At 65.5% G+C, this 12,467-nt stretch carries 10 protein-coding genes and 7 tRNA genes; 8 read left to right on the forward strand and 9 right to left on the reverse strand.

The annotated features are described in order from the left end of the window. Positions 1-171: 171 nt before the first annotated feature. A tRNA-Leu gene (locus tag AC5P7A_RS20420) sits at positions 172-257 on the reverse strand. Between the two features lie 132 nt (positions 258-389). Between AC5P7A_RS20420 and AC5P7A_RS20425 the strand changes: the two genes are divergently transcribed. Beyond that, complete coding sequence (locus tag AC5P7A_RS20425; protein ID WP_032957303.1) at positions 390-770, forward strand: response regulator; 381 nt, start codon at positions 390-392, stop codon at positions 768-770. A 123-nt stretch (positions 771-893) separates the two neighbouring features. Here the strand turns inward: AC5P7A_RS20425 and AC5P7A_RS20430 are convergent, their stop codons facing one another. Further along, the gene (locus AC5P7A_RS20430) at positions 894-1,850 is read right to left on the reverse strand and encodes an SOS response-associated peptidase family protein (protein ID WP_049404942.1); all 957 of its coding nucleotides are present in this window, start codon (positions 1,848-1,850) and stop codon (positions 894-896) included. Between the two features lie 76 nt (positions 1,851-1,926). On the opposite strand from AC5P7A_RS20430, the gene AC5P7A_RS20435 reads away from it, so the two are divergent. After that, positions 1,927-2,343, forward strand: a complete 417-nt coding sequence (locus AC5P7A_RS20435; protein WP_014647532.1) for a GNAT family N-acetyltransferase — start codon at positions 1,927-1,929, stop codon at positions 2,341-2,343. Positions 2,344-2,444: 101 nt separating this feature from the next. Here the strand turns inward: AC5P7A_RS20435 and AC5P7A_RS20440 are convergent. The 7 genes from AC5P7A_RS20440 to AC5P7A_RS20470 all read right to left on the reverse strand — a co-directional run bounded on the left by AC5P7A_RS20440 (position 2,445) and on the right by AC5P7A_RS20470 (position 3,756). Next, a tRNA-Glu gene (locus AC5P7A_RS20440) sits at positions 2,445-2,520 on the reverse strand. Positions 2,521-2,567: 47 nt separating this feature from the next. Continuing rightward, positions 2,568-2,643: transfer RNA gene (locus AC5P7A_RS20445), tRNA-Ala, on the reverse strand. A gap of 45 nt (positions 2,644-2,688) precedes the next feature. After that, positions 2,689-2,764: transfer RNA gene (locus AC5P7A_RS20450), tRNA-Glu, on the reverse strand. Between the two features lie 49 nt (positions 2,765-2,813). Further along, a tRNA-Ala gene (locus AC5P7A_RS20455) sits at positions 2,814-2,889 on the reverse strand. A 184-nt stretch (positions 2,890-3,073) separates the two neighbouring features. Next, a tRNA-Glu gene (locus AC5P7A_RS20460) sits at positions 3,074-3,149 on the reverse strand. A 54-nt stretch (positions 3,150-3,203) separates the two neighbouring features. Continuing rightward, a tRNA-Ala gene (locus tag AC5P7A_RS20465) sits at positions 3,204-3,279 on the reverse strand. 78 nt (positions 3,280-3,357) lie between these two features. Next, positions 3,358-3,756: a heavy metal-responsive transcriptional regulator gene (locus AC5P7A_RS20470; protein WP_014647531.1), complete on the reverse strand. Its 399-nt coding sequence runs from the start codon at positions 3,754-3,756 to the stop codon at positions 3,358-3,360. 186 nt (positions 3,757-3,942) lie between these two features. Between AC5P7A_RS20470 and AC5P7A_RS20475 the strand changes: the two genes are divergently transcribed. The 6 genes from AC5P7A_RS20475 (at position 3,943) to AC5P7A_RS20500 (ending at position 12,465) form a co-directional block, all read left to right on the forward strand. Next, positions 3,943-5,010: a GlxA family transcriptional regulator gene (locus AC5P7A_RS20475; protein WP_180834939.1), complete on the forward strand. Its 1,068-nt coding sequence runs from the start codon at positions 3,943-3,945 to the stop codon at positions 5,008-5,010. A gap of 81 nt (positions 5,011-5,091) precedes the next feature. After that, a complete protein-coding gene (locus AC5P7A_RS20480; protein ID WP_032957295.1) occupies positions 5,092-5,895 on the forward strand; it encodes a redoxin family protein in 804 nt (267 codons plus the stop codon). 30 nt (positions 5,896-5,925) lie between these two features. Next, entirely contained in the window at positions 5,926-6,768 is an 843-nt protein-coding gene (gene dsbG, locus AC5P7A_RS20485) for a thiol:disulfide interchange protein DsbG (protein WP_032957294.1), read from the forward strand. A gap of 525 nt (positions 6,769-7,293) precedes the next feature. Beyond that, a complete protein-coding gene (locus AC5P7A_RS20490) occupies positions 7,294-8,727 on the forward strand; it encodes a DcaP family trimeric outer membrane transporter (protein ID WP_495220553.1) in 1,434 nt (477 codons plus the stop codon). Positions 8,728-8,803: 76 nt separating this feature from the next. After that, complete coding sequence (gene adiC / locus AC5P7A_RS20495) at positions 8,804-10,156, forward strand: arginine/agmatine antiporter (protein ID WP_021204506.1); 1,353 nt, start codon at positions 8,804-8,806, stop codon at positions 10,154-10,156. Positions 10,157-10,176: 20 nt separating this feature from the next. After that, entirely contained in the window at positions 10,177-12,465 is a 2,289-nt protein-coding gene (locus AC5P7A_RS20500; RefSeq protein WP_032957288.1) for an Orn/Lys/Arg family decarboxylase, read from the forward strand. Positions 12,466-12,467 lie beyond the last annotated feature (2 nt).

Genomic DNA, 12,467 nt, shown 5'->3' on the forward strand with positions numbered 1-12,467 from the left:
GCGTTGCCGTGGGCGTACGTCCAGAAGTCGCGGGGCTGCCCCCGCACGTGGCGATGGGCGCGCAGTATGTCGGCGAGCGTGGGAGGGGCATGCTGGGGCATCCTCGCCAGTGTCGGCGCTCCGGTCCGGGAAATGCAAAAGGCCAGGTCATGGACCTGGCCTTTGATGCAGTGGTGCCGGTGAAAGGACTCGAACCTTCATGGGGTCACCCCCGGCTGATTTTGAGTCAGCTGCGTATACCATTCCGCCACACCGGCAGGCAGCGTGCGAGTGTAACCGAGGTCGGCAGGAGATGCCTAGTAGGAGAGCCTATCAGGGCGGTTCCTGTCGGCATTGGCCCCTTGGTAGCTATACTCCCGACGTGCAATTGCCTCCAGGAGCGGTAGCTGATGACAGTGTTGCAGGACCTGAGGGTGCTGGTGGTCGAGAACGACGAGATGAGTGCGGCCCTGCTGCAGATGCAGCTGGTGCATGCCGGTGCGACTGTGGTCGGGCTTGCCGCGAGTGTGTCCGAGGCCCTGCGGCTGCTGGAGCAGAGCACTCCTGACGTGGCCCTGCTGGATTACCGGCTGGCCCGCAACGAGACCAGTGAGCCAGTGGCTGCAGCGCTTTCGGCGCGTGGCATTCCGTTCGTGCTGGCCACCGGGATGCTGGCCGAGCAGCTGCCTGCGCCGATGCTGGCCGGCCTGTTGCTGGTCAAGCCGTACCTGTCGGCCGATCTGTCGCGGGCGCTGGCGCGTGCGGTGGGACGCTCCAGCGCCAAGGCCTGAGCCGCTCGCCACGCACCGGCAGGGGGAAGCTGCGGGGGCTGAATCCTCACGTCTGCGATGCGCGGCGGCAACCCCTGATCCAGGAGCCCTGCCCACGCGCGGTTTTTCATTCGCGTCCGGCGCTCAGCCCGCTTCCTCGTACACGTAACGGATTTCCTCGCGGTCATCGAGGATGCGGTACTGGCGCGCCAGATCATCCGGTTCGGGGTTGAGCCAGGCGTCCAGGTGTTCCCTGCGGATCGGTACCACGCCGCGGTCATGCCCGGCAGCGGCGACGTCGCTGGGCGGTGTGTCGGTGATCGTGGCAAACGAAAGCAGGCGGCCTTCCGGTCCTTCCCATTCCGCCCAGAGGCAGGCCAGCAGCAGGTCGCGGGGTGGATCGGGGCGGAATTCGAGCACCACGTCCTGCTCCTTTTCGTCGGCACCGAGGCTGCGGCCGGCGATGGCGTGGCGGGGCACGTGCTCGTAGAAAGCCTGCACCACCACCACGCCGTGGCGCAGTCCGAACGCACCCCGCCAGTAACCTTCCAGGCTGTCGCGCCGCGCGTTGTAGGTGCCGGGGTACAGCACGTCGTTGCGCGCCGGCTTGTCCGGCAACCGGCACTGGTAGCGCATCGGCTTGATCACGCGCCGGCCGTTCTCGCTGACCATCACCGGCGCGTAGGTGCCGGGGAAAATGCGGTTGTCGCGCGGCAGCAGCTGCACCCGATGCAGGTCGTCCAGCCGGGCCTGCGCGCGCTCGATGCGGTTGCCAGCCACGCGCAGGTCATTGCGCGCTTTCTGCGTGGGCCGGGTGGCCAGCGTGGCATGGGCAATATCGCGTCGTTCGCGCTGCCGGACCAGTTCAGCCTCCAGCGCCTGCTGCTCCTGCGCATGCCATTGCTGGATCTTCGCCACGATGTCCCGGCCCTGTTCGGTACGCGCACCGGCGAACCCGTCATCCATCGCCTTCGGCGTCTTCGGCCGCTTCTTGCCTGGATCGTGTGCGTACAGTTCGGCGAACTCCTCCAGCGACAGGATGGCGCCGAACTCGCGTACCAGCTTGGCGTAGTCAGCGCGGATCAGGGCGGAATAGCACATGGGACTCTGGGGGCCTGGGTCGCAGCGGCTGCGACGTGGATGCGGCAGGATAGCCCGACCCATCTGGAGATGCCGCATGACTGATTCCATCACCTGCCAGTTCCGCGAAGCCGTGCCCACGGTCGAGGACTACTGCCGGTTGCGCGTGCTTGCAGGCCTCAGTGCCAAGGCCCGGGAAGCGGCCGCCCGCGCGCTGCCCAATACGCTGTTCGGCGTGTGTGCCTACCAGGGCACTGAGCTGGTGGCGATGGGCCGTATCGTCGGCGATGGCGGCTGCCACCTGCAGGTCTGTGATATCGCGGTGCTGCCGCGGTTGCAGGGGCAGGGCCTGGGCAAGGAAGTGATGCGGCGCCTGGATGGCTGGATGCAGGCCAACCTGCCGCCATCGGCGTACGTCAGCCTGCTGGCCGATGGCGAGGCGCATCGGTTGTACGCACAGTTTGGTTTCGCGCCCACGGCACCGGCATCGATCGGGATGTATCGGCGGTTCTGAGCCGTAATCGGGGTGAAGCCATCCACACCATGCGTGGATAGGGCCTTCCCAGGAATCACAGGCAAAGAAAAACCCCGATCGGAGTCGGGGTTTTCAAGAATTGGCGTCCCCACGGGGATTCGAACCCCGGTCGCCACCGTGAAAGGGTGATGTCCTAGGCCTCTAGACGATGGGGACGCACGAAAACTTCAAGTTGTAGAACCTTCGACGGCCTAATGTCGAAGTGGTGGAGCCAAGCGGGATCGAACCGCTGACCTCCTGCATGCCATGCAGGCGCTCTCCCAGCTGAGCTATGGCCCCATGAAACTCCGGATGATCTGCCGGGAGCAGAGTCCGTTTTGAAACTGGCGTCCCCACGGGGATTCGAACCCCGGTCGCCACCGTGAAAGGGTGATGTCCTAGGCCTCTAGACGATGGGGACGCACGAAAAACTTCAAGTTGTAGAACCTTCGACGGCCTAATGTCGAAAGTGGTGGAGCCAAGCGGGATCGAACCGCTGACCTCCTGCATGCCATGCAGGCGCTCTCCCAGCTGAGCTATGGCCCCGTGTTACCGAGCCGCCTATCATACCTGCGTGTTCACGTTTGTGGAAGTTTTTTTTGAACTTTTTTCGTTCCGGTTCGACCGTCGCCACGAGGGCAGGGGAACCGCAACGCCACAACCTGAATGCCGGTAGGCGGTGAACAAAAAAGACCCGGTTATCGGCCGGGTCCTCGTTGTTCGTGATGAGTGGCGTCCCCACGGGGATTCGAACCCCGGTCGCCACCGTGAAAGGGTGATGTCCTAGGCCTCTAGACGATGGGGACGCAATTCTCATCAATGTTCTTTAGCGACCTTTCGACGGCCTAATGCCGAAAGATTGGTGGAGCCAAGCGGGATCGAACCGCTGACCTCCTGCATGCCATGCAGGCGCTCTCCCAGCTGAGCTATGGCCCCACGTCGCTGAGGAGCGAAATAATAGCCTTGCCCCCGGGGGTTGGCAAGCATTTGTTGCACTTTTCTTCACGCGCGTTGCTATGCCGCGTCGTCGGTCAGCGCCGCCAGGATCGGGCACTGATCCAGCGTGCCGTGGCCGGGGCAGGCGTCGACCAGCTGAGAAAGCGCGGTGTGCATGCGCTGCAGTTCGGCCATGCGTTGTGCAATGTCCTGCAGCCGGGCCTGCGCCGTGTCGCGCACACTGCCCATGTCCTGTGAGTGGCGGTCACTGAGCGCCAGCAGTTCGGCGATTTCTTCCAGGCTGAAGCCCAGCGTCTTGGCGCGGCGGATGAAGCGCAGCCGGCGCAGGTCCTGCTCACCGAAGATGCGGTAGCCCCCGGCCGAGCGTGCCGCCGTGGGCAGCAACTGCTGGCGTTCGTAGTAGCGCACCGTATCGATCGGCACGCCGGCCCGGCGTGCCAGTTGACCAATGTTCATGGCGGATTCCTGCGGATGCTGCCGCTCATTGTGAAGCCTTGAGTCTGGTCTAGGGTCAAGGTCTCGTCGCTGACGGCGCATTCAGCGCACTTTGCAACTTTCTTCATAGCCCCACCGTCGTGGCAGTTCCTACCCTGCGCCTGAACCGGCCGCTGGACGGCCTGCAACGAACCGAGGAGATGGTCTGTGGAAGGATTCAGGAACGAAGGATTCGTCGAGGTCGCGGTGGTCGAATACCCAGGAGGCGACCCGTCGGCCGCCTCCGTGCTGACCGAGATGGCACATGTCGCCAACCGGCTTGCCCAGCAGCAGCGCCGTCCGTTCAAGCGTGTCCTGGTGACCCGCTGGATCGTGCCGGCCAGCCAGACCGGCGTGCATCGCATTGCCGGCGCGGAGATGCTCGAGGCGGACATCCCCGCCGTGATCGCCGTGCCTGGCCAGATCAGCCAGGGCGTCTGCCTGCGCGCCGATGAGGTGCTGCTGGATTGGCTGCGCGCGCATTACGACGGTGGCAGTCTGCTGGCTGCCGCCAGCGACGGTGTCAGCATGCTGGCACGCGCCGGTCTGCTGGCTGGGCGCACCGTCAGTGGTCCGGACCTCGGGCGCCATCCGGGCCTGCAGGGGCAGTCGGCCAGCTGGGTACCCAGCGAGCGCGCGCTGGTCGATGACGGCGACCTGCTGACGGTGGCCGGTTCCCAGGCCTGGCGCTTCCTCGCCCTGCGCCTGCTGTACCGGCTGCACGGCCAGGGCGTGGCGAGTTCCGTGGCGCAGCAGCTGGGGATCACGGTTCCGGCGGCGATCCAGCAGGATCTCGAGCGTTTCAGTGCCAACTTCGCCCACGGCGATCGCGACGTACTGAAGGCGCAACGCTGGCTGCATACCACCGCTGCGCGCGGCGCCACGCTCGGTGCGATCTGTGAGATTTCCGGGCTGGAGCCGCGCACCCTGCAGCGGCGCTTCCTGAAGGCCACCGGCCTGCGCCCGATCGAGTATTGCCAGCGGTTGCGTATCGCCAAGGCGCAGACGCTGTTGCAGCAGGGGGCGGGCATCGATGAAGTGGCCTGGGGCGTGGGCTATGCCGACCAGAGCGCATTCCGTCGTCTGTTCCTGCGCATTGTTGGAATGACGCCGGCCAACTATCGCCGGCTGGTCCACAACAAGCGGCGCGAGCGGCCGCTGTTGTCATCGGTGGCAGGCAGCCTGCGCGGGCTGCAACCGGCGCCCGGCATGCAGATGCCGCGCAGCGTGGCCTGATGCCTGCAGTAGGCGTCGCGCTTGCAACCTGGGCGCGACGCTTCGACCATGCAGGTAACGGATGATGGGGCCGGTGGGCTGATGTCGAGTGTGGGACCGGTACCGATGCCGGTGGTGTTGATCCTGATGTGCGTGCTGCTGGCCATGGCGGTAGCACGCCTGTGGCCGCGTCGGAAAGACGGGATGGCAGTGCCTTCCGCGGCCAGCCTGGTTCTGGACATGTTGCTGATCGGCCTGCTGTGCGGACGCATCAGCTTCGTCGCCTTGAACTTCGCGCTTTACCGTGAGGCCCCGTGGAGCATCCTGCAGATCGCCGACGGTGGGTATCACCTTGCAGTCGTGCTGGCTGCGGGCCTGGCGTGGGGCACCTGGCGGCTGCGGCTCTGGCGCGCGTTGCGTGCGCCGGTGCTGGCGGGCGCACTGGTGGGCGTGGTGTCGTGGGTGGTGGGCAGCCACCTGCTGTCAGCCTGGCAGGAGCAGCGGATGCCGCTGCCGGCGGTGCAGGTGGCCGATCTGCAGGGGCGCGTGATCGACCTGCAGCAGTTCCGGGGCAAGCCACTGGTGCTGAATCTCTGGGCCAGCTGGTGTGGGCCCTGCCGGCGCGAGATGCCGGTGCTGGCATCCGCACAGCAGACCCACACCGACGTGCAGTTCGTGTTCCTCAACCAGGGGGAAACCCTGGACGAAGTGAAGGGTTTCATTGCATCCGAACAGCTCCGGCTGGGCAATGTGCTGCTGGACGATACCGCCTCGGCGTCAACCGTGCTGGGTGTGCAGGCCTATCCGTCGACGCTGTTCTTCGACGCCGAAGGTCGCCTGCGTGAACTGCACCTTGGCGAACTGACGGCCGCGGGTCTTGAACACAAACTGCGCCGGCTGCGGTAGCCTGCGCGGGCATCTCATTACGGAGTTCCCATGTTGTCGACTTCCCTGCGCATCGCTCCGGCGGTGCTGTTGCTGCCGGTCATGCTGGCATTGGCCGCCTGCAGCCAGGCCCAGACCCCGCCGGGCAAGACGGCGGCAGCGCCGGCCGCCGGCGCTCCGGCCACCGCGGCCAAGGGTGACCGTCCCGCAGTGCTGAAAGGCATCGAGAAGCACGGCTTCGAAGTCGTTGCCGAGTTTGATGCACCGGGTGGCCTGCGTGGCTTCGCCGGCGTGGTGGGGGGGCAGCAGCCCGCCGCCGCGTACGTGACCGCCGACGGCAAGCATGTGCTGGTGGGCAGCCTGTTCGATGCCGAAGGCAACGATGTGGCCGCCGAGGCGGTGGAGAAGCTGGTCGCTGCACCGATGTCGGCCAAGATGTGGACCAAGCTGGAAGCCAGCGCCTGGGTGCGTGACGGCAAGGCCGATGCACCGCGTGTGGTCTATACCTTCAGCGATGCCAACTGCCCGTACTGCCACAAGTTCTGGGAAGCGGCGCGTCCGTGGGTTGACGCCGGCAAGGTGCAGTTGCGCCACATCATGGTTGGCGTGATCCGCGAGGACAGCCCGGCCAAGGCCGCCGCCATCCTCGCGGCGCGTGATCCGAGCGCGGCGCTGCTGGAGAATGAGCACCAGTTCGACCGTGGCGGCATCAAGGCGCTACCGAGCATCAGTCGCGAGATCGCAGGCAAGCTTGATGCCAACCAGGTCCTGATGATCGAGATGGGCTTCCAGGGCACGCCGGGCATCCTGTTCCAGGATGCACAAGGGCAGGTGCAGCGTCGCGCGGGCCTGCCGCAGGGCGCCGACCTGCAGACGGTGCTGGGTCCGCGCTGATCGCCGCCAACGTCGTGATGTAACCGACAGGCCCGCATGGCAGCATGCGGGCCTGTTGCATTTCGGCGCTCCTGCGGCGGGCGGAGAGGGCAGCAGGGCTGCGCAGCAGCTGTTCGTCGTCACATCTGAATCGTGACTGACATCAAGCATCGCGCCTTGATTCCAATCAAGGTCAAAAACGACAGGCGGATTAGCCTGTTGACGCATGGAATACAGCGTCAACGCGCCATGGATGCCGCGCCAGACATGCCTTGAACCAGGGCGGTCGGCACAGCCATTCACGACACTCTCACTCCCCGATTGTTACCCAGACCGCTGCGGTCGCCACCTCTCTGGCAGCGCGGCCTTGATGGACTCGACACCGGTGCGGGCAGGGCAGTGTCATCGTCCTGTTGCCTGCCGGATGCAGGCTGGCCGGTGTCGTCAACGCAGTATCCGCATTTCCAGCAACGGCAACGCGAGGCCAGGGCACTGTGCGCCTGTATCCGGCCAGCGCGCTGCGAGTGTTTGTCCAGGGAGGATGCAATGCGCTTGGCTGTACTGAGTCTGGCCTGTTCGACCGCACTGGCGATCGCGCCAGCGTATGCGCAGCAGCATGGCCAGGAAGATGCGCAGGCGTTGCGGCAGGAAATCGCTGCCATGCGCCAGGCATTGGAAGGCATGCAGCAGCGCCTGGATCGGCTTGAGCAGCGCGAGGGCTCAGCGCCTGCCGCCGTGGCGCAGGCCCCGACCCCGGCAGCAACGGCGGGCGGCAGCGCCAGCATGCTGCACCCGACCCAGGTGCCGGGCGTGGCGCAACCGGTGCTGCCGCAGCGCGAATCGGTGGCCGATCCCTCAACGGCGGCGTCGCGTCCCGACAGCGCAGCCGGTCCGACCGACCCCGATCTGAAAGGCTTCTTCACCATTCCCGGCACCGATACGGTGATCCGCATTGGCGGCTACGCCAAGCTCGATGCGATTGCCGATTCGCGTGCGGCCGGTGACGAAGATCAGTTCATTCCGTCGTCGATGCCGGTGGGTGGCAGCCATCGCGATGTCTCCAATTTCAACATCCATGCCAAGCAGACCCGCTTCAGCTTCGAGGCGCGGCGCCCGACCACGCACGGCAACCTGCGTTTCTACCTGGAGAACGATTTCTACGGCAGCAGTGAGGGGTATGAGTTCCGCCTGCGACACGCCTATGGACAGCTTGGCAACACCTATGCCGGCTATGGCTACTCCAGCTTCATGGACCCGGACAGCCTGCCCGATACGCTTGACTTCGCCGGGCCGGGCGGCGCCGGATACCTGCTGGTGGCGGGCATCCACCACAGTTTTGCGATAGGCAAGGGCAACACCCTGACCGTCGCTGCTGAAGACCCGAAGACTGAACTCGCCGGCGCCAGCGATGCTCGCACGGCAGTCAACCGCCTGCCCGATGTGACCGTGACCGCGCGCCTGGAGCGCGACTGGGGCCACCTGCAGCTGGGCGCGGTGGCACGCAGCCTGGCCTACGACGGCGATGGCGAGCGCGACCGGCGCATGGCCGGTGGCCTGCAGCTGAGCGGCTCGGCGTCAGTGGGCGAGCGCGACCTGCTGCTGTTCGGCGTACTCGGCGGGCGCGGCCTCAGTCGCTACACCGCCGACCTGACCGGCTCCGGACTGGACGCAGTGGTCGGTGCCGATGGCCGCCTCGCCGCGTTGGACCTGCACGGCGGTTTCGTCGGCTACACCCATTACTGGTCCGCGCTGTGGCGCTCCAACATGATCTTTGGCCAGCTGACCCTGGAGCGCAACGCCGCACTCGCCGCTGATGCATTCCGGCAGAGCCGCTACGGCGTGTTCAACCTGATCTGGAGCCCGGCGCCGTCCTGGACGATGGGCATGGAGCTGCTGTACGGCCGGCTGGAACAGCAGGGCGGCGCACGCGGCGACACGGTCCGGGTGCAGGGCAGCCTGCAATACAACTTCATCAAATAGACGCCAGCGGTCGTACGCCAGCGTAACCGTCCCCACGCCCGGTGCTGCCGGGCTCATGCCAGTACCGGAGATCGTCATGGCAGAAGCAAAGAAAATCGGGGTGGTCGGAGCCACCTTCCTCGTCGCCGGCAACATGATGGGCTCAGGCGTGTTCCTGTTGCCGTCCAGCCTGGCCAAGATCGGTACCGCCTCGATCTGGGGCTGGCTGATCACCACCGCCGGTGCGCTGCTGCTGGCCTTCGTGTTCGCCAAGCTGGGCAAGCTCGCACCCAAGGCGGGCGGTCCCTATGCCTACGCGCGCGACTGGTTCGGGCCGTACATGGGCTTCCAGACCAACACCATCTACTGGTTCGCCAACTGGATCGGCAACGTCGCCATTCCGATCGCGGCGGTGGGCTATTTCAGCTATTTCTTCCCGATCCTGTCCGAGCCGCTGGTGCGTTGCATCGCGGTGCTGGTGCTGGTGTGGGCACTGAGCTTTGCCAACGTGATCGGTCCGGCCTTCGTCAGCCGCGTGCAGACGGTCACCACCAGCTTTGCGTTGGTGCCGATCCTGGGCATCGCCATTTTCGGCTGGTTCTTCTTCGATGCCGACATCTTCAAGGGCGCCTACAACGTGTCTGGCGAGTCGAACTTCGGTGCGATCTCGAGCGCCGCGGCACTGACCCTGTGGGCCTTCATCGGCGTCGAGTCTGCATCGGTGACTGCCGGTGTGGTCGAAAATCCGGAGAAGAACGTCGCCCGCGCGACGCTGGCCGGCGTGTTCCTGGCTGCCATCGCCTACATCGCCAGTTCGTCGGTGATCATGGGCATGGTGCCGAACGCGGAACTGCAGGTGTCCGACGCACCGTTCGCGCTGGCGGCGGCCAAGGCGGTCGGTGGCTGGGGCGGCGCGCTGGTCAGCCTGTGCGCCTTCATCGGTGCCGCCGGCTCGCTGGGTGGCTGGATCCTGCTGACCGCGCAGAGTGCCAAGGCAGCGTCGGATGACGGCCTGTTCCCGAGCATCTTCAGCAAGACCAACAAGGACGACGTGCCGGTCAAGGGCGTGCTGATCGTGGCGGTGCTGATGACCCTGGCGGTGCTGGTGACTTCCACCTCGGAAACCGCGTCGGCCCAGTTCGACGTGATCACGTCGGCGGCCGTGGTGCTGACCCTGCTGCCCTACATCTACTCGTGCGTGGCGTGCTACTTCGTGGTCGAGCGTTCGCACACCCTGGTCCACACCGGTGCGTTCTGGACGCTGACCAGCCTGACCGTCGTGTACTGCCTGTGGGCGATCTACGGCTCGTCGGGGACCATCGTGCAGTACGCCTTCCTGTTCGTGCTGTTCATCACCGTGTTCTATCCCTTCTTCAGCGAGGAGCGCCGCCAGCAGCGGCAGCGCGCCCGCGAGGCCTCGGCGATCAGCGCCGGTGCCCGGCATTCCTGAGTTCGACAAGGAGAATCAACGTGTACTTCAAGTCCCTGGACTACCCGGTCATTGTCATCGACAACGACTACGAGTCGCCGCGCATCGGTGGCATCCTGATCCGTGCGCTGGTGGAAGAGCTGCGCAGCAACGACCAGCGCGTGCTGTGCGGGCTGAACCTGGATGACGCCCGGGCCGGTGCCCGCACCTACGTGGCGGCCTCGGCGGTGCTGATCTCGATCGATGGCAGCGAAGAGGTGGATGGCGAGTTCCAGCGCCTGACCGCCTTCCTGCGCGAGCAGAGCGCACGCCGTGCCAATCTGCCGGTGTTCCTGTACGGCGAGCGCCGCACCATCGAGAAGGTGCCGAGCAAGCTGCTCAAGTACATCCACGGTTTCATCTTCCTGTTCGAAGACACCAAGAGCTTCATCTCGCGGCAGGTGATGCGCGCGGCCGAAGACTACATGAAGAACCTGCTGCCGCCGTTCTTCAAGGCGCTGATCCATCATGCGGCCGAGTCGAACTATTCCTGGCATACGCCGGGCCATGCCGGCGGCGTGGCATTCACCAAGTCGCCGGTCGGCCGCGCATTCCATCAGTTCTATGGCGAGAACACCCTGCGCAGCGATCTGTCGATCTCGGTGCCGGAGCTGGGCTCGCTGCTCGATCACACCGGCCCGATCAAGGATGCCGAGAACGAGGCGGCACGCAACTTCGGTGCCGACCACACCTTCTTCGTCACCAATGGCACCTCCACCGCCAACAAGATCGTCTGGCATGGCACGGTGGCCCGCGGCGACGTGGTGTTCGTTGACCGCAACTGCCACAAGTCGCTGCTGCACGCGCTGATCATGACGGGTGCGGTGCCGGTGTACTTCACGCCCAGTCGCAACGCGCACGGGATCATCGGCCCGATCAGCCTGGACCAGTTCACGCCGGAGTCGCTGCAGCAGCGCATCGCCGCCAATCCGCTGGCCAGCCACGCCTACAAGGCCGGCTCCAAGCCGCGCATCGCGGTGGTCACCAACTCGACCTACGACGGCCTGTGCTACAACGCCGAGAAGATCGCTGACGAGATCGGCAGCGCAGTTGATTTCCTGCATTTCGACGAAGCCTGGTACGCCTACGCCGCGTTCCACCCGTTCTACGAGAACCACTACGGCATGGCCAAGGGCAAGCCGCGTGAGCAGGATGCGATCATTTTCACCACGCATTCCACCCACAAGCTGCTGGCTGCGTTCTCGCAGGCGTCGATGATCCACGTCCGCAACTCGGCGCAACGCAACCTTGATGCCGAGCGCTTCAATGAGTCGTTCATGATGCACACCTCGACCAGCCCGCACTACGGGGTGATTGCCGCCTGTGACGTGGCCTCGAAGATGATGGAAGGCGACGCCGGCCGTTCGCTGGTGCAGGAAATGCATGACGAGGCAATTGCCTTCCGCCGCGCGATGCTGCACGTCCGCGATGATCTCGGTCGCGACGACTGGTGGTTCAGCGTGTGGCAGCCAACCCAGGTCGAGCGCAGCCTGGACAAGGGCGATACGCCGGCACCGCTGGTGGCCAAGCGCGAGGAGTGGTACCTGCGGCCGGACGCGCACTGGCACGGCTTCGAGAACCTGGTTGATGACTATGTTCTGATCGATCCGATCAAGGTGACCCTGCTGACCCCTGGCCTGGCAATGGACGGCAGCATGGGCAGGCTGGGCATCCCGGCGGCGGTGCTGAGCAAGTTCCTGTGGGGCCGCGGCATCACCGTGGAAAAGACCAACCTGTACTCGGTGCTGTTCCTGTTCTCGATGGGCATCACCAAGGGCAAGTGGAGCACCCTGGTCACCGAGCTGATGGCGTTCAAGGAACTGTACGACCGCAATGCGCCGCTGAGCCAGGCACTGCCGACGCTGGCCGCCGATTATCCGAATGCCTACGCCGGCTGGGGCCTGCGTGACCTGTGCGACGCGCTGCATGCGTTCAACCAGGAATTTGCCGTGGCCAAGGTGATGCGCGAGATGTACGTGGACCTGCCGACGCCGGTGATGACCCCGGCCGATGCCTACAACCACCTGGTCAAGGGCGAGATCGAGCGGGTCGACATCGAGCAGATCAGTGGCCGCATCGCGGCGACCATGCTGGTGCCGTACCCGCCGGGCATCCCGACCATCATGCCGGGCGAGCGCTTCGGCGACAGCGACGAGCCGATCATCCAGTCGCTGCGCATCGCCCGCGAGCAGAACGCCCGTTTCCCGGGCTTCGAATCGGACGTGCACGGGCTCATCATCGAGCAGGAGGGTGATGCGGTCTCGTACAAGGTGGAGGTGCTGAAGGCCTGACC

It is taken from the genome of Stenotrophomonas sp. YJH_SMC_65 (assembly GCF_059369475.1).